The organism is Flagellimonas marinaquae (assembly GCF_003992675.1).
GTDB classification, from domain to species: domain Bacteria; phylum Bacteroidota; class Bacteroidia; order Flavobacteriales; family Flavobacteriaceae; genus Flagellimonas; species Flagellimonas marinaquae.
Genome location: NZ_RZMZ01000014.1, coordinates 155,426 through 180,639, shown reverse-complemented (window position 1 = coordinate 180,639; position 25,214 = coordinate 155,426). Strand labels below are relative to the sequence as shown.

Below are 25,214 nucleotides of genomic sequence, written 5' to 3'. Positions count from 1 at the left end.
ATGCTTCAATTGCTTCGGAAAATAGCGTTCCCGATTTCGTTGGTATATGCCGCGGTGGTTTACCTGAGAAACTTTTTGTTCGATATGGGAATTTTATCCTCCAAGTCATACAGAACGCCAACGATTTGCGTAGGGAATTTGAGTGTGGGGGGTACGGGAAAAACGCCTATGACTGAATATGTATTGAGATTGCTGTCCAATCATCGTGTGGCCGTGCTCAGCCGGGGATATAAGCGAAAGTCAACAGGGTTTCATTTGGCTGGACCAAAAAGTACCGTCTTTGATCTTGGTGATGAGCCTTACCAAATCCATCAAAAATTTCCCGAAGTTGCCATAGCGGTCGATGCCGATAGGCGCAATGGCATTGAACAGTTGGAGAATTTGGTCCAACCCGAGATTATTGTGTTGGACGATGCGTTCCAACATCGCAAGGTTCAACCGACGTTCTCCATTTTGCTCACGACATACCAACAGCCTTATGTTGATGATTGGTATTTGCCCACCGGGAATCTAAGGGATGGCAAGAAAGAAGCGAAACGTGCCGATGTCATTGTGGTGACCAAATGTCCTGATGGTATGGCAAATAGTGATAAAAACCGGCTTATTGCAAAACTGAATCCGAAAGGGCATCAAAAAGTGTTATTTGCAACTTTTAAATATCGAGATTTTGTGTTCGATGTCCGGGAGGGTAGAATTCCATTGTCCAGACTAAAGAAAGAAAAGTTTGCTTTGGTTACAGGTATCGCCTCCCCAGGGCCTTTGGTTCAATTTTTGAAATCATTGGGATTGGATTTTGAGCACTTTGAATTTGGTGACCATCACCACTTTACCGACAAGGAGATTGAGCGCTTCAGTAATAGGGGTTTGATTTTGACCACGGAAAAGGATTTTGTGCGCCTGCAAGGAAAAGTCGAAAACCTATTTTACTTGGGGGTGGCCCATAGTTTTTCTGCCGAGGATGAAGCTTTTTTAACCGATGCAGTCCGCGCTTTGCTTTAAACGGAACCTTCCATCTTGCTTTTAAAGATATTCTCCCCGATTTTTTGATAGAACACTTCGGGCTTAAAGGGCTTGGTGACCACATCATTACATCCCGCCTCATAAAAGCTGTCCAAGCTATCGTCCAAGGAAATCGCGGTCAAGGCAATGATGGGGATGTTTTTATCGAACTTGCGTATTTGTCTGGTGGCCTCTTCACCACTAATGCCGGGCATGTGAATGTCCATCAGTATGGCATCGTAGGTATTGCTTTTGGCCAAATCGATGGCTTCGTTACCGTTGTTGGCGATATCGCAGGTAATTTCTTTTTTGGTCAACATTTTTTTGGTGATTACCTGATTGATCTTATTGTCTTCCACGACCAACACATGCAATCCCTTAAATTGGAACTCCTCTACATTCAATTCGAAAGGAATTTCCTCTCCTTCCTTAGTTTCGTAGTCCAAATCCAGTTCGAAATAGAAAGAGCTCCCATGGCCCAATTCACTTTCCAATTGGATGGTAGTTCCAAATAGTCCCAGCAGACTTTTAACAATGGTCAGTCCAAGACCAGTACCCCCATATTCCCTGTTGATCTGGATTGAGCCTTGTTCAAAACTTTCAAAGATATTTTTTTGCTGGTCTTCCGAAATACCAATTCCGTTATCGCGAACTTCAAAATATAATTTTACTTGGTCCTCATCTTTCTTCAACATTTTGGCAATGACCTCGACCTTACCGTTTTTGGTAAACTTCAAGGCGTTTCCAACGAGGTTCATGAAAATCTGTGAGAGCTTTATGGGGTCACCCATCAACTTTTTCGGAATGGTGGGATCATAATCCAAAATAAGCTCTGTCTTCTTTTCATTGGCGTTCTGTTGCAGCGATTCCACAACATCGTCAAGCACTTTGTGCAATTTGAACTCGATGTTTAGGGGCTCCAACTTCTCGGCATCAATTTTATTGATCTGCAAGATATCGTTGATGAAGTTCAAAAGATATTCACCGGAAAACTTAAGTGACTTCAAATGTTCTTTTTGATGTTCGGAGGGGTTTTCCTCCAATAAAAGATGCGTGAGCCCTGTTACTGCATAGAGTGGGGTTCTAAGTTCGTGCGTTACGGTGGACAAGAAGTTGGTCTTGGCTTCCATGGCCGAAACAGCGGCGTCCCTTGCCAACTCCAATTCCTTGTTTTTGGTGTAGAGCAAGTCGTTGGTTTTAAGCTTGATCTGGTTGTTTCGAAAAAGTGAAACGGCCAAAAGGGAAATTATGGTCAAGAAGGCAGAAGTCAGTATCGCGGTTATCTCGGACCTGTTCTTCGATTCGCTAAGCTCTTCGTTTTTGGCCTGTAGTTTATTGAGTTCGGTCATTTGGTGGTCGAACCGCACTTTATCGGCCGTATCGGCATCCAGTTTTGCCTTCTCAATATTGAATACGGAGTCCTTTAATTTCGCCAATGCCTTGGTATAGACCAGGGACTCTCCATAATTGCCCTTTTCTTCGTAAATGTTGGACAATTGTTCGTAGGCAACTTTGATTTCTTTGGAGTACCCGTGTTTTTGTGCAAGTTCCAAAGCAGCTTTGGAATGGATGATTCCTTCCTCCAAATCGTCCAGAACCACACTGATTTTGGCAAGTTCCAAGTTGGCCATAGTGGCCAAAAATGCGCGTTCTTCGTCATCGGAGTTTACGATAAGAGCGTGCAGGTTTTTTATGGCATCTTCATATTTTTCAATGTTGGAATAGATGCGTGCTTCCAATAATAAAATATTGTTGGTAAGGTTTCTGTTGTTGCTCAGCTTTCTGGATTTCTCCAATTGTTTTAAGGCTTGAAAATTGTTGCCTTCACCAAAGCGAAGTGCTGCGTCCAAATACAAATGAAAGGCCTCACCGTAGGAATAGGAGGTATCTTTTAGCAGAATGCTGGCCCTATCCCAATAAAAAATGGCTGTTTCTGCATCTCCCTCTTCCAAAAAAAGTCGGGCATATTGGTGGTAGGTGTCTAGCAACAACTTGGAGTCTTCGTTACTTTCGGCAATATTGGCAGCTTCGCTGAGGGTTTCCAGTGCTTTTTCTACATTGTTTTCGTGACGATACTTCATAAAATCGTCAAAAATGGTTTTTACACCGGATGCTGAGTTGCCTATGCTTTGGCCATAAAAGGTTTGCGTGCAAAGACAAATGCACAACAGTAGCAGCGAAGTAATGCCGTTCCTTTTGTTAGCCAAGGTTGAAATCAAACGTAGTTTTTCTTTATGAGTAAATCTATTAAATCAATAATTCTGGAACAATATCCAGTCTCGTTATCGTACCATCCAATGATCTTTACCATTTTACCGATCACTGAAGTCATCAAAGAATCAAACGTACAAGAGTGACAACTATTGTTTATATCGATAGAAACAATAGGGTCTTCGGTATAGTTGAGTATGCCTTTTAGGGTACTTTCCGCTTGCTCTTTAAAGGTAGCATTTATTTCTTCAATTGAGGTTTCTCGGACCACATTAAACGTGATATCGGTCAGGGAACCGTTCGGAACGGGAACCCTTATGCCGCATCCGCCTATCACATCTGACAGTTCGGGGAAAATGCTGGTAAGCGCTTTTGCGGCTCCTGTGGTGGTGGGAATTATGGATTGCGCTGCCGCCCTGGAACGTCTCAGGTCTCGGTGAGGGCTGTCGTGCAAACTTTGGTCCGATGTATAGGAATGGACTGTGGTAATGTATGCCTGTTCTATACCACATAGCTCATTGATGACCTTGATCATGGGTGCAGCATTGTTGGTAGTGCAAGAGGCGTTGGAAATGATGTCGTCGTTGGGGGCTATAATTTTTTCGTTTACGCCCAATACCACCATTTTAATGGCATCGTCCATTGGCGGCACAGAAAGAATCACTTTTTTGGCCCCATTATGCAGGTGTCCTTCGAGATCTTCACGCGTCTTGAATTTCCCAGTGGATTCCACCACAATGTCCACACCGTGTGTTTTCCAGTCGATTTCCTTTGGGTGAGAGTAGTTGAGTACAGGAATTTCCCGCCCATCTATCAAAATAGAGTTGTCTTTGTGCGTTACTGTGGTGTTGAGCATCCCATGGATGCTGTCATATTTGAGCAAATGTGCCAAGGTCTCGGCGTTCGCCAAGTCGTTAATGGCCACTACATGTATGTTTGGATGTTGCCGCAGGAGCCTAAACAGGGTTCTCCCTATGCGCCCAAAGCCATTTATTCCAACCGTAATGTTTTTCATAAGCGGGGGAGGGGGGTGATTGGGCTAGTGGATGTGCTTGTGCGCTTTGTAAGAGGATCGAACCAAGGCTCCACTCTCTACATGCCTAAAGCCCATTTCCAAGCCTATTTCCTCATATTTTTTGAACTGTTCCGGTAAAATAAACTGCTTAACGGGCAGGTGTTTTTTGGAAGGTTGCAGGTATTGTCCAATGGTCACAACATCTACATTGGCTTTCCGTAAATCTTCCAGGGTAGCGATTACTTCATGTTCTTCTTCGCCAAGCCCCAGCATAATTCCCGACTTGGTCCTGTTGGCACCATTTTTCTTTAGATAATCCAGTACCTCCAAGCTTCTTTCGTATTTCGCCTGAATCCTGACTTCGCGAGTCAATCTTTTAACAGTTTCCATATTGTGCGAAATCACTTCTGGGGCTACCGTTAAGATACGGTCCAAATGGGTGGATATCCCTTGAAAATCTGGGATAAGGGTTTCCATAGTGGTATCGGGATTCATTCGTCGTACCGCCTTTACTGTCTCCGCCCAGATAATGGAACCCATGTCCTTAAGGTCATCACGATCTACAGAGGTGAGCACGGCATGTTTGATTTGCATGATTTTTATGGAGCGGGCCACTTTTTCAGGTTCGGCCCAATCCACTGTTTCGGGACGACCCGTTTTTACGCCGCAAAAGCCGCAAGATCGGGTACAGATGTTGCCCAAAATCATAAAGGTGGCCGTTCCCTCTCCCCAACATTCTCCCATGTTTGGGCAGCTACCGGAGGTACAGATGGTGTGCAAATTGTACTTATCCACAAGGCCCCTAAGCTGGGTGTACTTTTTGCCCGTAGGCAATTTGACCCTAAGCCATTTTGGTTTTCCTTTGGGTGGATGAACGTTTTCTGCTACGCTTGTGCTCATACAACTAATTTTGGTTTACAAAGATACGAAACTGGAGAGGAAACTTTATGCTTGTGAGGGGGTCACTTTTTTTTGATGATTTCGGCCAATAGCTTTTTGGCCCGAAGGAGTTTTACTTTCACATTGTTCACTGGTTCATTGAGTTCTTTGGCAATATCGGCATAACTCATTTCATGAAAGTATCTAAGGTTAATGACCTCTTGATAGTGCGGTTTCAATTTTTTGATGTCCCTCAGCAGATTGGCCAAGTTCTGTTCGGTGATCAGTCGGTCTTCAACGGATGGAGTTTCGTCCAAGACTTTTTTAACTTCATCGCCACGGGATTCCATTTCATCCATCAAACTTCTCTTGCGTTTGCGGAGCAGGTCCACATGGAGGTTTTTGGAAATCGTGATGAGCCATGTCTTAAATTCAAAGTTCTCATCGTAGGTGTCGATCTTATCAAAAGCTCTGGAAAAGGTGCGGATGGTGATGTCCTCGGCATCGTTCTCATTTTTGGTTCGAAGAACTTGAAAACCGTATACATCGTTCCAAAAAGTATCTACCAGGGTGCTAAAGGCAATTTGGTTTCCTTCTTTTGCCTTTTGGATAATCTCCTGAATGGAATCGTCGGTTTTTTCCAAAAAATGAATCTTGTGTGTCTGTCAGGAATGGGATTATTGGGTCTGAGTCACGGTATCTTTCTTGCAGTCCTGCTCTTCAGGAAGTTTTCCGCAAAATCCACATGCTTCTCCGTCCTTGTTCAAAAAAGGACTCTGGCTTGCGCAGGTTCCGGCAAATTCTCCATTCTTTTTGCCCCAAATCTTAATGGCAATACCTGCAAATGCAAGTGCTAAAAGTCCAATGGTAACCAATACTAACTTCATAATCCAACTTTTGCACAAAGGTACAAAATAGCTAGTTAAGACAAGCGCATTTAGGGTTTCTTTAGACCTGTGGCTTAGTTGTATTTGATGTTGGCCACGATGTTGTCCACTGATGGGGTAGTGTTGCCACCTTCCGGCTCAATGGTGATGTAGCCTACCGCATTATCAGCGTAGGGTAGGGCGAGGAGCTTGTCCTTTTCATCAAAATTTTTGATTACTCCTAGGTTCACCAATTCTCCATTCACCTCTGCCCACATTTGGAAGCACTTGTTCTCTGGAAGCTCTGGAACGTTGCTCACGTTGATGTAGGATAGCTTTTTTACTGGATTGATGTACGCTATGGCCTTTAATTCCTTGGCCTCGCGCTCGCCTTTTACCGCATATTTTTTGGTAGCGGGATTGTTGAGGACTATAAATTGGTTCCTCATATCGGCCAATTGGTCCTTCATGTTGTTTTCCAAATACTTGATTTGATTGGTAACCATGGTGTTTTCCTCTTGCAAGCTCTTGTTCTGGTTCCAGAAGAAGATGGAGGACCCTGCTAAAATCATGATGGCGATACTTGCTGCCGCAGCATAGCGCCAGAACCTTTTACTGACCATGGTTTCTTTCCTGGCACTTGCCAGGATGATTTCCCTTAGGCCTTCCGGAGTTTTTCGCGCATACATGTTGGCAAAAGTTTCCAGGTTTTTCTGAAGCTCATCGTAGGTTTCCCTAACTTCAGGATACATGGCAATATAGCGTTCCGTCTTTTGGGTTTCTTCCTTGGTGGTGTCGCCCAAAAGGTATTTCTCCAAAGTGTCGGATTCCAAAAATAATTTTACTTTCTCCTTCATGACAATAGATTTGAGATAAAGAGCAAGGACATGGTGGTGCCGTAAATTTTTCCAAGTTCCCTAAGCCCGATTTTTAATCTGGACTTTATGGTACCGAGAGGGATATCCAATTCATCACTTGCCTCCTGCTGCGTCATTCCCTCAAAAAATAGGGCCTCTAAAACAATTCTGTACTTATCTTCAATTTTATCCAAGTTTTCTTGGATGTCCAGATGTTCGGGGTTAATGGCCTTCACTCCAACATTATATACGTCCGAAACGTCGATTTGGATTTCCTTGTCGGATTTATTGTTGACGCTTCGCAGTTTATCGATGGCCGTATTGCGAACAATGCGAAACAACCATGTAAAAAGCTTTGCTTTGGAGGCATCATAAGTATCTGCCTTTTTCCAAATTTTGATAAAACTTTCCTGAAGAACATCTTGGGCCAGATCCTCATCCTTTACCACTTTAAAGGCGACACCAAACAAGGTATTCCCATAATTTTCGTAAAGTAGGGAAATCGCCTTGTCGTCTTTCTCGGCAAGGAGCGAAACAATATGTCTCTCGATCAGTGTGCTCATTTATGGTGGTTTTGGCAATTTTTTTGAACGCCCAAAATCTAAAATAGGATTTATCTCGTATATAAGACAAAGCTACGACGGAAAAAGCGTTTTTTGTCTCGTAGGATTTTGGAAACACAAAGGGTAACAGCCCTTTTCGATATACATAAGTTTGGTTAGTTTGGTTTGGTATAACCCTCGTTATTGTCTTCAATGCGAGGGTTATTTTATGATATTGACCTCTGGTTGTATCTTTATTTTGAACTGCTTGTGTACTTCTTCCTGAATTTTTTTGCTCAGATCAAGAATTTCCTGTCCGGTAGCGTTACCATGGTTTACCAGCACTAACGCCTGTTTGTCGTGCACACCCGCATCGCCGAACCGTTTTCCCTTAAAACCACACTGTTCTACAAGCCAGCCAGCAGGTATCTTGAATTCTTTGTCATCGACCTCATAGAAAGGTGCTTCAGGATGTTTTTTGATGAATCGGTCAAAAGTTTTTTTTGAAATGACCGGGTTTTTAAAAAAGCTCCCGCTATTCCCAATTTCCTTAGGGTCGGGCAGTTTGCTCCTGCGGATGGCGATCACTGCTTCCGAAATATCCTGAATGGTCGGGTGAACAATGCCCTTTTCCTTTAACTCGTTCTCGATGGAGCCATATCCTGTATGGAGCACATGGTCTTTTTTGGTCAACTTTAGTACTACCGAGGTGATAATATATTTGTCCTTAGCCTCGTTTTTGAAAATAGAATCCCTGTATCCAAAGGCGCAGGCTTCGTTGTCAAAGCCTTCCAGTTCGCCTGTTTTCACGTCCATGGCAGCACAGCTCACAAATACATCCTTGAGTTCAACACCGTAGGCACCGATATTCTGAATGGGCGCTGTTCCTACATTACCGGGAATCAAGGAAAGGTTTTCCAATCCGCCATAACCCCTTTCCAGGCTCCATAGCACCAGTTCGTGCCAATTTTCGCCGGCCATCACTTTAACCTCTACGCTCTGTTCATCCTCCTCTACAACAGTGATCCCCTTGAGGCCAATATGCATGACCAAGGCATCGATATCCTTGGTGAGCAGCATATTGCTCCCACCACTAATGATGAATTTTTTGGGATAGGCCTTTAGCTCCAATACTTTTTGTAGCTGCACCAGACCCGTGATCTCAACAAAGAACCGAGCATTAACGTCAATACCAAAGGTATTGTAGCTTTTTAAGGATATGTTTTCCTGTATGTTCACTGTTTGTTATACTCAGTTAAGGCCTTGCCCAAAATTTGCACGGCCTTTACAAGTTGCTCTTTTTCGAGCACATAGGCAATTCTAATTTGGTTTTTTCCAAGGCCCGGTGTAGCATAAAAGCCTGCTGCAGGTGCCACCATAACGGTGTTTCCATTCACTTCAAAACTTTCCAGCAACCATTGGGCAAAGTGGTCGGCATCCTCAATAGGTAGTTCGGCCACACAGTAAAAGGCACCTTGGGGAGTGGCCACTTTTACCCCTTCCAATTTGTTGAGCTCGGTAATCAATAGATTTCTTCGGGAAACATACTCATCAATGACCTCCTCGAAATAGGATGGTGGTGTTTCCAATGCGGCCTCACTTGCAATCTGTGCAAAGGTTGGTGGGGATAAACGGGCCTGTGCAAATTTCATCGCTGTGTCGATTACCGCTTTGTTTTTCGAAATCAAACATCCGATTCGTGCCCCGCACATGCTGTATCTTTTGGAAACGGAGTCCACCACAATGGCATGTTGCTCTAGTCCCTCTACCTGGAGAATGGAGTAGTGTTCCCTTCCGTCATAGGTAAATTCGCGGTACACTTCATCAGCTACCAAAAAGAGGTCATGTTTTTTCACCAGTTCTGCCAGTTGATGAATTTCTTCCCTGCTGTATAGGTATCCCGTAGGATTCCCTGGATTACAGATAAGGATGGCCTTGGTTTTTGGGGTGATGAGCTCCTCGAACCTTGAAATAGGAGGAAGTGCAAAATTATTATCGATGGAAGAGGCTATCGGTCTAACATTTACCCCAGCTGCCGTTGCAAAACCGTTATAATTGGCATAAAAGGGTTCGGGGATGATGATTTCGTCATCATTGTCCATTATGGTACCCATGGCAAAGGACAAGGCTTCGGAACCCCCAGTGGTCACAATAATATCTTCGGAATCCACAAAAATGTCCTGTTTGGCATAGTAGCCTGCAATTTTTTTACGATAAGCCTCCGACCCCTGCGTCATGCTGTACTCAAGCACTTCAATCGTATGGTTTCTTACGGCATCGAGCGCCACTTTAGGTGTTTTGATATCGGGTTGTCCAATGTTGAGGTGAATAACATGGGTTCCCCTTTTTTTGGCAGCCTCGGCATAAGGCACCAATTTACGGATGGGCGATGCGGGCATTTGTGTCCCTTTGTTCGAAATACTAGGCATGTACTAAAGTTTTCGCAAAAATGAGAAAACCTAGTATCGAAAACAACAAGTTTGAAGATAAATTCCTTGCATACTAAAATGTTAAATTATAGCAAGTTATGAGGCTTTATTTGTATATTTCTTAAGGGAGATGCAAAGATGTTGCTTATGTGGAAGAGAATAGCCTTGATTTTTACGCTTCTTTTATTTGTGCCGAATATGATTTTGGCACAGGGGTTTACTTTGCCCAGCGACAAAAAGCATCAAAAAATCAGGTTTGAGCTTATCAATAACCTCATTATTATCCCGGTGGAGATCAACGGGGTCGAACTTACTTTCATTTTGGATTCAGGGGTCAGCAAGCCCATCCTCTTTAACCTGTCCCAATCCGATTCCGTTCCCATCAATAATGTATCGGAAGTGACCATACGAGGTCTTGGTGATGGCGAACCGATGAAGGCACTAAGTTCCAAAGGAAACTCCTTTACCTTAGGCGATGCCAAAAACTATTCACAGGATTTATATGTGGTGATGGATAGGGGTATCGATTTTTCTACTAGTTTGGGAATACCGGTGCACGGCATTATGGGATATGATCTTTTTAGGGACTTTATTGTTGAGGTTAATTACAATAGCAAGAAGCTAAAACTGCATAACCCTGAACTTTACACCTACAAGGAACGTCGCAACAGGCAAACCATACCTTTAACGGTAGAACGTCGAAAAGCCTATGTGGAAGGAACCGTCCTGATGAAGGACACGGCCAATATTCCAGTGAAATTATTGGTGGATACAGGAAGTAGTGATGCCTTATGGCTATTTCCTGAGCCTGAAAAAGGTTTGGAAATCCCCGAGAAAAACTATGAAGATCACTTGGGGAGGGGCCTTAGTGGCGATATTTATGGAAAACGAAGTAAAATCGATGGTGTTCAGATAGGTGACTTCAAGTTGGATGAAGCCAAGGTAGCCTTTCCATATCGTGAATCCTTTCAAGGACTGGATAGTCTGGGCGATCTTAACGGAAGTTTGGGCGGCGAAGTGCTCAAACGGTTCAATATGGTATTCGATTATGCCAGAGGTCTGGTCACCCTTAAAAAGAACGGAAACTTTAATGAACCTTTCCAGTATAATTTGGCTGGGATAGACTTACAGCATAATGGGCTTCGGTACATAGCAGAGCGTATTGCCGATGCCAATGGATTGGTAAAAGAAGATCAAGCCGATAGCTTCGGAAACGTCCAAATCCTGTTGGAAAACAAAACTAGACTGAGTTTGGTCCCCGAAATTGTGGTCTCTGGTATCCGTGCCGGAAGTCCCGCAGCAGAAGCCGGACTACGTGAAGGAGATGTGATACTGGCCGTAAATGGAAAGCGGGTGCATCAATATAAGCTTCAGGAAATCCTTAAAATGATCAATGAAAAGGAAGGGAAGCGTATAAAAGTTCTCATTGAGCGATACAATCAGGACTTGTTGTTCACCTTTGTCCTGAAAAAGATGTTCGACGATGATTAGAAACAAAAAGCCCCGAACTTAATGGTTCGGGACTTTTAATATATCATTTCTAGATTATTTACTTCGCTCCAGGGTTTTTTACATTCCCCTTGATCTTCAACACTTTTGTTGGAGTGTCGGCGTTGGAGGTCACAGTAATGGCCTTACGAATGGGCCCAACCCTATTGGTGTCATATTTTACCTCAATTTGACCAGTTTTTCCAGGCATAATGGGCTCTTCCGGCTTTTTGGGAATAGTACATCCACAGCTAGATCTAACATTGCTGATTACCAATGGGACATCACCAGTGTTGGTAAATTCAAAAACACGGACACCGTCACTACCTCTTTCGATTTCTCCGTAATCAATGGTCTCGCTCTTAAATTCGATTTTAGCAGTCTCTTGAGCATATACCCCTAAGGATAAGAGCCCTACAAACAGCATGAGTACAGTTTTTTTCATCATTTTTGGTTTTTGGGTGAACTTCAAATGTAGATGTTTTGATACCTGCATCCAAAATTCTTTTGTTATAGAATAACGTTACTTATTTTTGTTTCGTATTTCTGGATTGGCCCTCATCCGAAGAATAGCGTAAAATTAACATTTAGCTTTCCCTTCAAAAAAACCAATCACAGTCCAAATAAACAAAAACTATACCGAAACATGGAGATTCCATCAAAATATGACCCAAAACGGGTGGAAGAGCACTGGTATGCCTACTGGTCGGAGCACAAGTATTTTAGCTCCAAACCCGACGATAGGGAGCCTTACACCATCGTAATACCGCCGCCCAATGTGACTGGCGTGCTTCACATGGGGCATATGCTCAACAATACCATTCAAGATGTTTTGATCCGAAGGGCAAGACTCTTGGGAAAAAATGCCTGTTGGGTTCCGGGAATGGACCATGCGTCCATTGCCACAGAAGCCAAGGTGGTTGCCAAATTAAAGGCTGATGGTGTCGATAAGTCAAAATTGTCCCGCGATGAATTCCTGGAGCACGCTTGGGACTGGACCAACGAGTACGGAGGGGTCATTTTGCAACAGTTGAAAAAATTGGGCTGTTCCTGTGATTGGGATCGCACCAAATTCACTATGGATGACGATATGTCAGCCTCTGTCATCAAGGTTTTTGTTGATTTATATAATAAAGGTTTGATTTACAGGGGTTACCGAATGGTGAACTGGGATCCCGAAGCCAAGACTACCCTATCGGATGAGGAGGTCATTTATGAAGAACGACAAGGCAACCTGTATTATTTGTCCTATGCCATTGAAGGTTCCGATGAAAAAGTGACCATTGCCACCACCCGTCCGGAAACCATTTTGGGAGATACGGCCATCTGCATCAATCCCAATGATGAACGGTATCGCCATTTAAGGGGCAAAAAAGCCATTGTACCGATTTGCGACCGAGTCATACCTATCATTGAGGACGAATATGTGGACGTTGAGTTTGGGACCGGATGTCTCAAGGTTACTCCGGCGCATGACGAAAACGATAAAAATCTTGGAGACAAGCACAATTTAGAGGTTATCGACATCTTTAACGAAGATGCTACGCTAAATTCCTTTGGGCTTCATTATGAGGGTAAGGACCGTTTTGAGGTACGAAAGGAGATTGTGAAAGAGCTACAGGAAAAGGGATATTTGGTGAAGACTGAACAGCATACCAACAAAGTGGGTACTTCCGAACGGACCAAAGCTGTAATCGAGCCCCGATTGTCCGATCAGTGGTTCCTAAAGATGGAAAATTTGGCCAAACCTGCCTTGGAAGGTGTTTTGGAAACCAAGGATGTAAAACTATACCCATCAAAGTTCGATAATACCTATCGCCACTGGATGGAGAACATTCGGGATTGGAATATTTCACGACAGCTATGGTGGGGTCAGCAGATTCCTGCCTATTACTACGGTGATGGGAAAGAGGATTTTGTAGTGGCCGAAACCCCGGAAGAAGCACTTAAACTGGCACAGGAAAAAACTGCGGACCTTGGACTTCGAACTTCAGACTTGAGACAGGACCCCGATGTTTTGGATACCTGGTTCTCTTCTTGGTTGTGGCCCATCAGTGTGTTTGGCGGAATTTTGGAGCCTGACAATGACGAGGTAAATTATTATTATCCCACTAGTGACCTGGTTACCGGGCCCGACATTTTGTTCTTTTGGGTGGCCAGAATGATCATGGCTGGTTATGAATACAGAGGAAAGCGGCCTTTTGAAAATGTATACCTCACGGGATTGGTTCGCGATAAGCAACGTCGGAAAATGTCCAAATCCTTGGGCAATTCGCCCGATGCGCTCAAATTGATTGACGATTTTGGTGCCGATGGAGTCCGCGTGGGACTTTTATTGAGTTCCGCCGCAGGCAACGACCTGTTGTTCGATGAAGCCCTTTGTCAGCAAGGAGCCAACTTTGCCAATAAAATTTGGAACGCCTTTCGTTTGGTAAGAGGGTGGGAGACAGCCGATATTGCTCAGCCGGAAGCAGCAGCTAAAGGAATTGAATGGTACAAGGCCAAATTCAATCAGACCTTGGTCGAAATTGAAGATCATTTCTCTAAATACCGTATTTCTGATGCCTTGATGGCCATTTACAAATTGGTTTGGGACGATTTCTGCTCGTGGTTGTTGGAGATTGTGAAACCTGACTATAAAAAACCGATTGACCAGAAAACATACAATGAAGTATTGGGTCTTTTTGAGGAAAACCTAAAATTGTTGCACCCCTTTATGCCATTTTTGACCGAGGAGGTTTGGCAGCATATTGCCGAACGTAGCCCCGAGGAGGCACTTATTGTTTCCCAATGGCCCAAAGTACAAGAGGTGGATACTGCTCTGATAGCCGATTTCGATTTCGCATCAGAGGTCATTTCCGGTATTCGAACCATCAGGAAAGAGAAAAACATTCCGCAGAAAGATGCGTTGGAGCTTTTTATGTTGAATGCCGAAGGCATAAGTTCCCAAATGGATGCCATCATATTGAAATTGGGTAACCTCTCCAAAATGGAAACCATTGATTCCAGTTTGGATGGCGCTTTGACGTTTCGGGTGAAAAGTAACGAGTACTTTATTCCCATCAGCGGGGCCATCGATGTAGAGGCGGAAATTGCCAAGATTACGGAGGAGCTGAACTATACCAAAGGATTTTTGAAATCCGTTGAAAAAAAGTTGGGGAATGAGCGCTTCGTGAACAATGCTCCTGAGCAGGTGGTGGCTATGGAACGCAAAAAGGCGGCCGATGCCGAGGCCAAGATCGAGACCTTGGAAAAGAGCCTTGCCAGTTTAAAGTAAATTAGATTTTCATACCATGATATTGAAAAGGGAAGTGAGCTTCCCTTTTCTTTTTATTTTTCATACTTTGGACGAACAATAACCATCGTCTTTTGTTCGTATGAAAAACCTCGATAGACGAAGTTTTATCCAAAAAACTTCACTCTCTGCTGCTGCAGTAGCCATCGTTCCAACATATTTAAAGGCCAACCAGGAACGCCCCTTATCATCAACCTATATGGGCGGATTTGCTGCACCTCAATTGGAAAAGGTCCGTGCCGCTTTCATTGGTGTAGGTGCCAGAGGGGGAACCCATGCCAAGTTCTTTGCCGCTTTGGAAGGTACCGAAGTGGTTGCCATTTGTGATATATATGAGGATTTGGTAAAGGAAAAGACACTATGGGTAAAAGAGGCAGCTGGAGAGAATCGGCACAAAAACATTAAACAATACTGGGGCGACGAAGATGAATGGCGAACTATGCTCAAGGAAGTACAACCGGATATTGTCTTTATTGCAACCAACTGGGCCAACCATGCGCCTATGGCGATTGGTGCCATGGAACACGGGGCCCATGCCTTTGTAGAAGTACCTATCGCCACTACGATACAAGAAATGTGGGATATTGTGGATGCGAGCGAACGCACCCAAAAACACTGCATGATGTTGGAAAACGTCAATTACAGTCGGGATGAATTAATGTTCCTCAATATGTGCAGACAAGGAGTGATCGGTGAGATCTTACATGGGGAAGCGGCGTACATTCACGAATTGCGCTGGCAGATGGAAGAGCAGGAGCGAGGTACGGGCTCATGGCGGACCTACCACTATGCCAAACGAAATGGAAATCTATATCCGACCCATGGTCTGGGACCAGTGGCCCAATATATGAACCTGGCAAGACATGACGATACCTTTGGTAGTTTGGTTTCTTTTTCTACACCATCAAGGGGACGTGAATTATATGCCGAGAAAAATTATCCAGCCGACCATAAATGGAACCAACTCGATTTTAAAGGCGGGGATTTAAATACGTCCATTATTAAAACAGCCATGGGAAAAACCATCATGGTACAGTGGGACGAAACCAGCCCAAGACCTTATTCTCGATTGAACTTGGTGCAAGGAACAAAAGGAGTCCTGGCCGGCTTCCCGACCCGCGTCGCATTAGAAGGTGGAGTCGAGGGACTTACCGAAGATCATCACTCCTGGGTGCAAGGCGAGCAGCTGGAAAAATTATATGAGAAATATGATCACCCTTTATATAAAAGATTGAACGAAGCTGCCAAGGGAAGTGGGCATGGCGGTATGGACGGCATCATGGTATACCGAATCGTGGAGTGTCTCCAAAAAGGACTTCCTCTGGACCAAAATGTATACGAAGGCTGTTTGTGGAGTGCAGTTTCCCCATTGAGTGAACGCTCCGTGGCCAGCGGCGGTGCGCCACAGCCCTTTCCCGATTTTACCAGAGGCAATTGGAAAGAAACCGCTCCTTTAGAAATTATTAGTTAATAGAGCAGATTGATGATTGACATAAAAGTTCCGGCCCGAATCTGTTTTTACGGCGACCATCAAGATTATTTGGGCCTGCCCGTTATTGCGGGAACCATCGACCGTTACATCCATATAAAAGGAGTGCCCAATTCCTCCAAAGCGTATCGTTTCAAGTTGCTTGATCTAAATCAGGAGGTATCTGTTTCCTTACTAGATGATTTAAAACAGGTCACATCGGGAGATTACTTTAGATCGGTGATGGCCATTCTAAAAGAGAAGGGCTTCTCTTTTGCGCAAGGTTACGATATAGAAATTACCGGAAATGTACCGCTGAACGCCGGTTTATCAAGCTCTTCAGCTTTAGTGGTAGCATGGATACGTTTTTTGCTAGAGGCAGAAGGTAAAGGTGATGAGGTCAGTGATCATCAAATTGGGAGATGGGCCTATGAGGCCGAGGTGCTGTTCTTTGATCAGCCTGGGGGACTCATGGACCAGTACACCATTGCTCAAAAAGGACTTATCTATATCGATACCGAAACAGGCGAAAGTACGAGATTGAAGGCCGATTTAGGAAAACTGCTTGTGGCGGAATCCGGGGTGCCCAAAAAGACATTGGAGGTACTTAAAAATGCCCGTGTGTATGCTCAAAAGACGGTAGATACCGTTATAAAGGTTCATCCAGCGTTTGAATTGGAATATGCCACCTTGGAGGATTATGAAAAATATGTGGATTTGGTACCTGGGGAACTTCAAGGATATTGGTATGCTACCATACACAACTATCACATTACACTGGAAGCAAAAAAGGAGCTGCTCAAACCAAATCCAAATGTCCCATTTTTGGGAGATTTGATGAACCGGCATCAGCGCATCCTTCAAGATGAAATCAAAAACACCCCTTTGGCAATGGCACAAATGATGGAGGCTGCGCGTGAAGCGGGTGCTATTGGGGCCAAAACCATTGGCTCGGGAGGTGGGGGCTGTATGGTAGCCATGGTAACGGACGATGTGGAGGAAAATGTTAAACAGGCATTTTTGGACAAAGGTGCCAAAGCGGTCTATGCTGTAAAACTAACACATGGATAAATGGAGCACACGAGTTTGATCATCATGGTAGGAGGTGCATCCTCACGTATGAAACGAAGTTTGCAAGCAAGGGAAGAAGATATCATGGATCAAATTCCACACAAGAGTCTTATTCCAGTCGGTAAGCAAGGACGTCCATTTTTGTATTACTTGGTTAAAAATGCGGTAGAAGCTGGGTATACGAAACTGTATCTTATCACAAGCCCTGAAAACGTGGCTTTTCAACAATTAAAGGACCAAGGTATGTTTCCGGAAGATTTGGAGGTCCATTTGGCTGTACAACAGGTTCCCGAAGAACGCGAGAAGCCCTTGGGTACGGCGGATGCACTTCAACAGTGTTTGGACCAATACCCTGAATTACAGCGAACCACTTTTACCGTCTGTAATGGCGATAACCTCTATTCCGTTGGTGCCCTCAAAGATTTGAGGGAGGAGCGAACGGTTCCCCATGCCCTCATTAGTTATGGTAGTTCCGGTTTCGATTATACCGAGGAGCGCATCGCGAAGTTTGCCGTTATGGATATTTCTTCGGATGGATTCTTACAGCAAATCATTGAAAAGCCAAAGGCGGAGGAGGTACCACAATATAAAGATGCTGCTGGGGAGCTGCGGGTAAGCATGAACATTTTTAGTTTTTTTGGAGCCGGTATCTATCCGTATTTAAAAAATTGTCCCATTGACCCGGTTCGAGATGAAAAGGAACTCCCCAAAGCCGTTGCAATGTTGGTGGCCGAACAACCAGAAAGTGTACTATGTATCCCCCGTTCCGAACATATTCCCGATCTCACCGACGCGAACGATATTCAATTATTTAAAAATTTGGATTAACTTAAGGGCAGCAAATCCCATGCTTGCATCGGGTAACGTTTAAATTTTTCAAATGGAATCGTATGCAAAGGCATTGTTATATGCCACGCCATTTTTCATCGGTCTTGTACTTATCGAAATTTTGTATGGCCGATTTGTAAAGGATCAAAAGCACAACCTCATGGATACCGTGAGCAGTCTTAGCTCAGGTTTAACCAATGTGGTAAAGGATTCATTGGGCCTTGTGCTCATTTTGGTGAGTTATCCTTTTATATTGGAGCATTTGGCGCTCATTGAGATCAAAGCTACATGGTTGGTTTGGGTAGTTGCTTTTATCGCCTTGGATTTTGCCGGCTATTGGAACCATAGGTTAAGCCATCACATCAATTTGTTCTGGAACCAGCATGTGATACACCACAGCAGTGAGGAGTTTAATTTGGCCTGTGCACTGCGCCAGCCCATTTCCAATTTATTGGGGTACTATGCTCTTTTGTTGATTCCCGCTGCCCTGTTGGGCGTTCCCAATCAGGTGATTGCCATATTGGCCCCAATACATCTGTTTGCACAGTTTTGGTACCATACCCAGCACATTGGTAAAATGGGGATTTTGGAGTATGTAATCGTTACGCCATCCCAACACCGGGTACACCATGCCATCAATCCGGAGTATATCGATAAAAACCTAGGACAAATTTTCTGTGTCTGGGACCGTATGTTTGGCACTTTTCAAGAGGAGTTGGATGACGTGCCTCCGCAATATGGGGTCCTTAAACCGGCGAACACTTGGAATCCCATCATTATCAATTTTCAACATTTGTGGCGATTGATACAGGACGCATGGCGCACCCGGAGTTATTGGGATAAACTTCGAATATGGTTCATGCCCACGGGCTGGCGTCCACAGGACGTGAAGGAAAAATACCCCGTAGAGGTGATTCACGATGTGTACAATTTTAGGAAATACAGTCCGGAAGCTTCCTATTGGCTCAAGGGATACGCACTTTTTCAGTTGATCATAACCACAGGGCTAATGCTTTTTATGTTCTACAGCTATTCGGAAATCGGTTTTGATGGTTTGCTACTGTTTGGAGCGTTCATTTTTGTTGGGATATATGGCTATACCACCTTGATGGACCGAAAATCGTATGCTGTTTGGATTGAGGTAGCTCGTGGGATTGCTGGACTGGCGCTCATTTATTTTTCGAACGATTGGTTCGGCATCGATGCGTATTTATCCATCGGAAGCTATTTGGTCGCCCTCTATTTTTTGATTACCATTTTCGGCGGTGTGTACTTTACTTATGTGGAGAAGTCCTTTGCGGCCGCAGACTTGGCTTCCTAAAGATTTTTTAGCTCTTTATCCACTAGTTCCACATACTTTTCCATGGCTTCTTCCACACTGATGCTCTTGGCCTGAAAGAGTGCATTCGCCTTAAAGGCATTGATTAGTGGGGTCCGGCTTCCTGGATTTTCAAAGTTTTTGTTGGCAATCTTAAAGTAGGCATAGAGTTTTAATAAGAGGTCCGCGGGAAGCGGGTCCGTATAGTCGTTAACAAAGTTAACGGCATCCTCAAATCGTTTATGTAGCTCCTTGTTAGTCATCCAATGGTCTTACGGATGCAATGCAGGTGCGTGCCCCAACTACTTTTTGATTCAGTTTTACGGTGATGTCGCAGTCAAGCGGCAACAGCAGATCTACCCGTGAGCCAAACTTGATAAAACCAGCATCTTCTCCCTGTGTTACCTGCTCACCCTCTTCGGCATAGTTCACGATTCTCCGCGCCATGGCGCCTGCAATCTGTCGATATCCGATTTCTCCAAATTTTGGGGTATGAAGTATAATGGTAGTACGTTCGTTGTCGGTACTTGATTTTGGGTGCCAGGCCACTAAGTATTTCCCAGGGTGGTATTTGGAGTACGTTACCGTGCCGCTAGCTGGATATCGCGTTACGTGCACATTGGTCGGGGACATGAAAATGGAGACCTGCTTTCGTTTTCCCTTGAAATACTCTGGTTCGTCGACTTCTTCAATCACCACAACCTTCCCATCCACTGGGGACAATATTTCATCAAAGTTAGGGGTCACCAATCTTTTTGGATTCCTGAAAAATTGCAAAATGGCCACCAAAAGTAACAATGCCGCAATCTGGACCGTCATCCGGGCCCATTCCAAATCCATAGTGTATTGGGCGGCCAATATGATGGCCACCACTATAAAAAAAGTGAATATGATTATTTTTTGACCCTCTTTATGAAACATAGGAGAAAATATTTAAAATCAAATATGCAAAAGGTGCGGCAAACACCAAACTGTCCAGTCGGTCCCAAATTCCACCATGTCCCGGGAGGATAGCGCCGCTGTCCTTTACTCCGGCCATACGTTTAAACTTCGATTCCAATAGGTCGCCCAAACTTCCTGCCACTACGATCAAGCATGCCATTGCCATCCACTCGACTATCGAAAGCCTTGTTTCGTACCACGATAAAAAATAGGCGGCAACAAGTGCAAAAATAAGACCTCCGACAGAACCTTCAATAGTTTTTTTTGGGGAAACTGCAGGAAAAAGTTTGGTACGTCCCAAAGTTCGTCCCACTAGATAGGCAAAAGTATCGTTGACCCATATCAAAATGAAGATGCCCATGATCAAAAATTGGGCAAACTCATCGATTTTATAGGGTATCATCGTCAAAAAAATACATCCTCCTCCTATGTAAAGGAGCCCGATCAAAAATTTCTGGAAATCATTGAAATGTTTCGGTTTTTTGGAGAACAGGAACATTAATAGGGCAATGTCCACAGCAATGGTACAAAGCATCAGGAGATTTATGGCCATGGTATCATTGGTTAGGTAAATAAAAACCCACCACAGGGCCAAATAGGCCATAAACACATAGTAGCCCTTTAGCTTTACAATTCGTTTATACTCATAAAGACATCCAAGTCCAAAGGCCATAAAAAGAAAGTCGAAGGCGTCCGAACTTAAAAAAACTGCGCCCAACAGAAGTACTACATAAATTACCCCGGTTATGGAGCGTCTTAAAATTTCTCTCATCTACTCAGAAATCTTCTAGGAGTAAAAGATATACATTTTTGGAGGCACTCCCATAGGAAAGAAAGTCATCTTTGTTTTCGGGCGTTTGTTGGAAGTGTTTTAAGGTGGTAATATTATTGGGAATGTTCTTCTGGTAACGTTCCTTGATTATTTTGAGAGCTTCGCTGATGGAATCGACCAATTGGCTTGTGGTGGCAAAGACAATGAGGTTGGAAGGCAGTTCGTCCAGTTTCTTCTCTTTGATTTGATGGGAACACACCAAAATGGATCCATTATGGGCGACAAGATGCTCGCAGGTAGTAAAGAAGATATCACTTTCGTTACGATTATCGGTAAACTGGAGCTTCTCGGAAGCAAACTTGGTTTCTATCCTGGGATCTAGTGAATAAAACAGATGGTTTTGCCAATCATTTTCCGAAACAATATTTTTGAGTGCCTCGGAAACCTCTGCAAAATCTTCACAGTAGATGAACTTTCCGCCATTTTTTTTGAAGTAGATGGTAAACTTTTCGTCTACAGGAATTTTTAGGTCGGGCATGTGTTCTCCACGGGTTTCCGCAGTTTCTTTGGAAACCTTTTTTCCTCCTCCGAAAAGTTTTTTAAAAACTCCCATTAATGGTCTTGTCTTCTGGCTACTAAATCAATTTAAATCTTTTGAATGAATTGTATCTTTAGCTCTTATTTTGCTGGCTCTAATTTTTCTTCTTCCTTTTCAAAAGGACGTTGTCCAAAGATTTTTTCCAAATCGTCCTTGAAAATGACCTCTTTGTCCAAAAGACGTTCGGCAAGTTCCGTGAGTTTGTCCTTATTGTCTTCCAACAGTTTGATGGCCCGCTGATATTGCGCCTCGATCATTTTGGATATTTCCTGATCTATTTTTTGTGCGGTTTCCTCGCTGTAAGGCTTGGTGAACCCATATTCATTCTGCCCGGAAGAATCGTAATAGGTGATGTTGCCTAGCTCTTCGTTAAGGCCATAAATGGTGACCATGGCCCTTGCTTGTTTGGTCACTTTTTCCAAATCGCTCAATGCACCTGTGGAAATTTTTCCAAACATTACTTTCTCTGCTGCTCTACCGCCCATGGTGGCACACATCTCGTCCAACATTTGTTCTGGTCGAACGATGAGGCGCTCTTCGGGCAAATACCATGCAGCTCCAAGTGACTGTCCTCTGGGTACAATGGTAACCTTCACCAAGGGAGCGGCGTGCTCCAACATCCAGCTTACCGTAGCGTGACCAGCTTCGTGAAAAGCAATGGTCTTCTTCTCGTCTGGGGTAATAATTTTGTTCTTCTTCTCCAGACCACCCACAATTCTATCCACAGCGTCCAAGAAATCTTGTTTGGTGACCGCTTTTTTCTCCTTACGGGCTGCGATCAATGCTGCTTCGTTACAAACGTTGGCAATATCTGCACCTGAGAATCCTGGGGTCTGTTTGGCCAAAAAGTCCAAATCCAAGGTCTCGGCGGTTTTGATAGGACGAAGGTGCACTTCGAATATTTCTTTTCTTTCGTTCAGGTCGGGTAGGTCCACATAAATCTGACGGTCGAAACGTCCCGCACGCATCAAGGCTTTGTCCAGTACATCGGCACGGTTAGTGGCTGCCAATACAATTACGTTGGTGTTGGTGCCAAAACCATCCATTTCGGTCAATAACTGGTTTAGGGTATTCTCACGCTCGTCATTGGAACCTGTAAAGTTGTTTTTTCCTCTAGCGCGTCCAATGGCGTCGATTTCATCGATAAATATGATAGCGGGTGATTTATCCTTTGCTTGTTTGAAAAGGTCACGCACCCTAGATGCTCCTACACCCACGAACATCTCCACAAAATCCGAACCGGAAAGTGAAAAGAACGGTACTTTGGCTTCACCGGCAACGGCTTTTGCCAAAAGGGTTTTACCTGTACCGGGAGGTCCTACCAGCAATGCCCCTTTGGGAATTTTACCTCCCAAGGAAGTATATTTGTCAGGATTTTTAAGGAACTCCACAATTTCTTGAACCTCTTCCTTAGCTCCTTCCAAACCGGCAACATCCTTGAAAGATGTACGGGTGTCGGTTTTCTCGTCGAAGAGTTTGGCCTTGGACTTTCCTATATTGAAAATTTGTCCACCAGCACCGCCTCCGGCACCGCCTGACATTCTACGCATCAAATAAATCCAAATACCTATAATCAGGGCAAATGGTAACAGCGTAAGGAATATTTCGCCGAGGACATTGGATTCCGTGTCAAACTCGACAATGGTGTCCAAGTTGTTTTCTTTCTTTATCTCAGTGATTTCGTTCTGGAAAATCTGAAGGTCCCCATAATCCAACACGTACTGGGGAACCAGATTTGTGGATGGAAAAAGCGGTTTTTCGGCCACTCCTTTGTGAACGTCTTTCTTCATGGCCTCCTCGGTGAGGTACACCTTGGCCTGTCTTGTATTGGTTATGATGACAATCTTGGAGATGTCACCATTGCGCAAAAACTCCTGTAACTCGGAGGTTGTCGTTTTTTCCGTACTTGAAAAATTGCTTCCACCAAAAAATTGGAAGCCGATGATCAATGCGATGACTACGCCGTAAATCCACCACGAACTAAAGCGCGGCTTTTTTGGAGTATTATTTGGGTTGTTTTCTTTTGCCATTTTTTCTTAAGAATTGTAACTGCTTTCCACCATAGTGACTTTGGCATCTCCCCAAAGTCCCTCAATATCATAGAATTCCCTATTGTGTTTTTGAAATACATGCACGACAACGTTGACATAGTCCATGAGCACCCATTCGGCATTTTCTGAGCCTTCAACATGCCATGGTTTGTCCTGCAGGGCCTTGCTGACCTTTTTCTGCACGGAAGATACAATTGCGTTCACATGTGTGTTGGAAGTACCGTTACAGATGATGAAGTAGTCGCAAACTGTATTTTCGATTTCCCTCAGGTCCAGTAGATTTATGTCAACTCCTTTAACGTCTTCTATTCCTTCCAGGATCAAGGCAATCAATTCATCTGCGCTAGCTTTCTTTTTCTGCATTCAAAAAGTTTAGTTTTTTACAAAGTTATGTTTTTTTTGTTTTCTTAGCCCTAGTTTTTAACAAATCGTAAAGGCTTATTACATTGGGAAAACAATTTCAGATACTCAAACTTGATGCCACGGATTCCACAAATTTCTTTTTAAAGGATTTGTTGCGATCGGAAAATCCTATGGATTATACGGTGGTGGTTACCAAAAGCCAACTCAAGGGCAGGGGTCAAATGAATACGGTTTGGGCTTCTGAAGGGGGTAAAAACTTAACATTCAGTGTTTTAAAAAAGTTTGATGCCATGAGCGTACGACATCAATTTGCGCTCAACATCGCAGTATCCTTGGCCATGTATGAAGCCTTGGGCAAGCTATCTATACCCGATGTACAGATCAAATGGCCTAACGACATTATGTCAGGTTCCAGCAAAATCTGTGGTATTTTGATAGAAAATATGCTGAGGGGCAACAAAATTGGCGAAGCCGTCATTGGCATAGGCCTTAATGTGAACCAAACGGATTTTGGTGAATTGGGTAAAGCATCTTCCTTGAAATTGGTCACTGGAAGGAATTTCGATCTTGACGAACTTCTCCATACCATTTTGGACAGTATTCAATTCCAATTGGACACGGTCGAAGCAAAAACGGTAGCACAGTTACTGCCTGCTTACGAGAGGTTGTTGTTCCGAAAGGATAAGCCCTCGACATTTACCAATGCAAAAGGGGAGCGGTTTATGGGCTACATCCGAAGGGTGTCCGCTTCAGGAAAGTTGGTCATCGAGCTGGAGGACCAAATTATAAAGGAATTTGATTTTAAGGAGGTAACCTTACTTTATTGACCGATTTTGTCCATATTGTTGGACAGGGTTCCCATAAAATTAGTGATGGGTCCTTTGATCATCATGGCCATCATGGCATTGAATTCTCCTTCAAAACTTAGACCTACCTCACTTTGGCTATCATCGATAGCTTTGATATCTGCCGTGAGCGTAAACGGTAATTTGTCGCTGGCCGCACCCAAAACTACCTTTTCGTTTGGATGTTCTTCCTTGAGCCGTAGTACGATTTCCGGCATGCCCTTTAAGGCAAACTTAAAGGTATTCTCGTCCAATACTTCGAACTTTTCGATGTTCTCGGGCATCAAGGTTTTAAAGTTTTTGATATCCGTAAGGAATTCAAATATTTCCTTATCACTTTTGGATACGATTTTTTTTGAGGTTTCAATGTGCATGGT

General features: G+C 43.9%; 25 protein-coding genes. 8 read left to right on the top strand and 17 right to left on the bottom strand.

Translation table 11 applies throughout. The features are described 5' to 3' along the window. Complete coding sequence (gene lpxK / locus EO130_RS08370) at positions 1–999, top strand: tetraacyldisaccharide 4'-kinase (protein ID WP_127141061.1); 999 nt, start codon at positions 1–3, stop codon at positions 997–999. On the opposite strand, the gene EO130_RS08365 is transcribed toward lpxK, so the two are convergent. From EO130_RS08365 to EO130_RS08325, 9 genes are all read right to left on the bottom strand, one after another. Next, positions 996–3,218, bottom strand: a complete 2,223-nt coding sequence (locus EO130_RS08365) for a tetratricopeptide repeat-containing hybrid sensor histidine kinase/response regulator (protein ID WP_127141060.1) — start codon at positions 3,216–3,218, stop codon at positions 996–998. The two genes, lpxK and EO130_RS08365, sit on opposite strands and share 4 nt — an antisense overlap. Continuing rightward, positions 3,215–4,225, bottom strand: coding sequence for a type I glyceraldehyde-3-phosphate dehydrogenase (gene gap / locus EO130_RS08360; protein WP_127141059.1), 1,011 nt, complete (start codon positions 4,223–4,225; stop codon positions 3,215–3,217). The genes EO130_RS08365 and gap overlap by 4 nt, the downstream gene beginning before the upstream one ends. A 24-nt stretch (positions 4,226–4,249) precedes the next feature. Beyond that, positions 4,250–5,125 carry a lipoyl synthase gene (gene lipA / locus EO130_RS08355; RefSeq protein ID WP_127141058.1) on the bottom strand — a complete coding sequence of 292 codons (876 nt, stop codon included), beginning with the start codon at positions 5,123–5,125 and terminating at the stop codon, positions 4,250–4,252. Positions 5,126–5,187: 62 nt separating this feature from the next. Beyond that, positions 5,188–5,748, bottom strand: a complete 561-nt coding sequence (locus EO130_RS08350; protein ID WP_127141057.1) for an RNA polymerase sigma factor — start codon at positions 5,746–5,748, stop codon at positions 5,188–5,190. Positions 5,749–5,781: 33 nt separating this feature from the next. Beyond that, the gene (locus tag EO130_RS08345; RefSeq protein ID WP_127141056.1) at positions 5,782–5,991 is read right to left on the bottom strand and encodes a membrane or secreted protein; all 210 of its coding nucleotides are present in this window, start codon (positions 5,989–5,991) and stop codon (positions 5,782–5,784) included. Between the two features lie 74 nt (positions 5,992–6,065). After that, positions 6,066–6,827, bottom strand: a complete 762-nt coding sequence (locus EO130_RS08340; protein ID WP_127141055.1) for an anti-sigma factor — start codon at positions 6,825–6,827, stop codon at positions 6,066–6,068. Next, entirely contained in the window at positions 6,824–7,390 is a 567-nt protein-coding gene (locus tag EO130_RS08335; protein WP_127141054.1) for an RNA polymerase sigma factor, read from the bottom strand. The genes EO130_RS08340 and EO130_RS08335 overlap by 4 nt, the downstream gene beginning before the upstream one ends. Positions 7,391–7,591: 201 nt before the next feature. Then, the gene (gene murB, locus EO130_RS08330; RefSeq protein WP_127141053.1) at positions 7,592–8,608 is read right to left on the bottom strand and encodes a UDP-N-acetylmuramate dehydrogenase; all 1,017 of its coding nucleotides are present in this window, start codon (positions 8,606–8,608) and stop codon (positions 7,592–7,594) included. Further along, positions 8,605–9,798 carry a pyridoxal phosphate-dependent aminotransferase gene (locus EO130_RS08325; protein WP_127141052.1) on the bottom strand — a complete coding sequence of 398 codons (1,194 nt, stop codon included), beginning with the start codon at positions 9,796–9,798 and terminating at the stop codon, positions 8,605–8,607. The genes murB and EO130_RS08325 overlap by 4 nt, the downstream gene beginning before the upstream one ends. 147 nt (positions 9,799–9,945) lie before the next feature. On the opposite strand from EO130_RS08325, the gene EO130_RS08320 reads away from it, so the two are divergent. Further along, a complete protein-coding gene (locus tag EO130_RS08320; protein WP_127141051.1) occupies positions 9,946–11,289 on the top strand; it encodes an aspartyl protease family protein in 1,344 nt (447 codons plus the stop codon). 58 nt (positions 11,290–11,347) lie between these two features. Here EO130_RS08320 and EO130_RS08315 read toward each other — a convergent pair whose 3' ends face one another. Then, positions 11,348–11,734 carry a DUF1573 domain-containing protein gene (locus EO130_RS08315; RefSeq protein WP_127141050.1) on the bottom strand — a complete coding sequence of 129 codons (387 nt, stop codon included), beginning with the start codon at positions 11,732–11,734 and terminating at the stop codon, positions 11,348–11,350. Between the two features lie 198 nt (positions 11,735–11,932). Here EO130_RS08315 and EO130_RS08310 point away from each other — a divergent pair, with 198 nt between their 5' ends. The 5 genes from EO130_RS08310 (at position 11,933) to EO130_RS08290 (ending at position 19,269) form a co-directional block, all read left to right on the top strand. Further along, positions 11,933–14,563, top strand: a complete 2,631-nt coding sequence (locus tag EO130_RS08310; RefSeq protein WP_127141049.1) for a valine--tRNA ligase — start codon at positions 11,933–11,935, stop codon at positions 14,561–14,563. A gap of 100 nt (positions 14,564–14,663) precedes the next feature. Then, positions 14,664–16,052 (top strand): Gfo/Idh/MocA family protein, encoded by a 1,389-nt coding sequence (locus tag EO130_RS08305; RefSeq protein WP_127141048.1) that lies wholly within the window; start codon positions 14,664–14,666, stop codon positions 16,050–16,052. Positions 16,053–16,064: 12 nt separating this feature from the next. Further along, positions 16,065–17,120 (top strand): GHMP family kinase ATP-binding protein, encoded by a 1,056-nt coding sequence (locus EO130_RS08300; RefSeq protein WP_127141047.1) that lies wholly within the window; start codon positions 16,065–16,067, stop codon positions 17,118–17,120. Further along, positions 17,121–17,948, top strand: coding sequence for a sugar phosphate nucleotidyltransferase (locus tag EO130_RS08295; protein WP_127141046.1), 828 nt, complete (start codon positions 17,121–17,123; stop codon positions 17,946–17,948). A gap of 52 nt (positions 17,949–18,000) precedes the next feature. Further along, positions 18,001–19,269, top strand: a complete 1,269-nt coding sequence (locus EO130_RS08290; protein WP_127141045.1) for a sterol desaturase family protein — start codon at positions 18,001–18,003, stop codon at positions 19,267–19,269. Here the strand turns inward: EO130_RS08290 and EO130_RS08285 are convergent. The 6 genes from EO130_RS08285 to rsfS form a co-directional block, all read right to left on the bottom strand. Then, positions 19,266–19,529 carry an acyl-CoA-binding protein gene (locus EO130_RS08285; protein WP_127141044.1) on the bottom strand — a complete coding sequence of 88 codons (264 nt, stop codon included), beginning with the start codon at positions 19,527–19,529 and terminating at the stop codon, positions 19,266–19,268. The two genes, EO130_RS08290 and EO130_RS08285, sit on opposite strands and share 4 nt — an antisense overlap. Further along, positions 19,522–20,187, bottom strand: a complete 666-nt coding sequence (locus EO130_RS08280; protein ID WP_127141043.1) for a phosphatidylserine decarboxylase family protein — start codon at positions 20,185–20,187, stop codon at positions 19,522–19,524. Before EO130_RS08280 ends, EO130_RS08285 begins: the two co-directional genes overlap by 8 nt. After that, positions 20,177–20,980, bottom strand: a complete 804-nt coding sequence (locus tag EO130_RS08275) for a phosphatidate cytidylyltransferase (protein ID WP_127141042.1) — start codon at positions 20,978–20,980, stop codon at positions 20,177–20,179. The genes EO130_RS08280 and EO130_RS08275 overlap by 11 nt, the downstream gene beginning before the upstream one ends. A 4-nt stretch (positions 20,981–20,984) precedes the next feature. Next, on the bottom strand, positions 20,985–21,593 hold the full coding sequence (locus tag EO130_RS08270) for an LUD domain-containing protein (protein ID WP_127141041.1): 609 nt from the start codon (positions 21,591–21,593) through the stop codon (positions 20,985–20,987). Positions 21,594–21,658: 65 nt separating this feature from the next. Further along, positions 21,659–23,608 carry an ATP-dependent zinc metalloprotease FtsH gene (gene ftsH / locus EO130_RS08265; RefSeq protein WP_127141040.1) on the bottom strand — a complete coding sequence of 650 codons (1,950 nt, stop codon included), beginning with the start codon at positions 23,606–23,608 and terminating at the stop codon, positions 21,659–21,661. A gap of 6 nt (positions 23,609–23,614) precedes the next feature. Then, entirely contained in the window at positions 23,615–23,992 is a 378-nt protein-coding gene (gene rsfS, locus EO130_RS08260) for a ribosome silencing factor (protein WP_127141039.1), read from the bottom strand. Positions 23,993–24,075: 83 nt separating this feature from the next. Here rsfS and EO130_RS08255 point away from each other — a divergent pair, with 83 nt between their 5' ends. Next, a complete protein-coding gene (locus tag EO130_RS08255) occupies positions 24,076–24,819 on the top strand; it encodes a biotin--[acetyl-CoA-carboxylase] ligase (RefSeq protein ID WP_127141038.1) in 744 nt (247 codons plus the stop codon). On the opposite strand, the gene EO130_RS08250 is transcribed toward EO130_RS08255, so the two are convergent. Then, complete coding sequence (locus EO130_RS08250; protein ID WP_127141037.1) at positions 24,813–25,211, bottom strand: SRPBCC family protein; 399 nt, start codon at positions 25,209–25,211, stop codon at positions 24,813–24,815. The two genes, EO130_RS08255 and EO130_RS08250, sit on opposite strands and share 7 nt — an antisense overlap. Between the last annotated feature and the right edge of the window lie 3 nt (positions 25,212–25,214).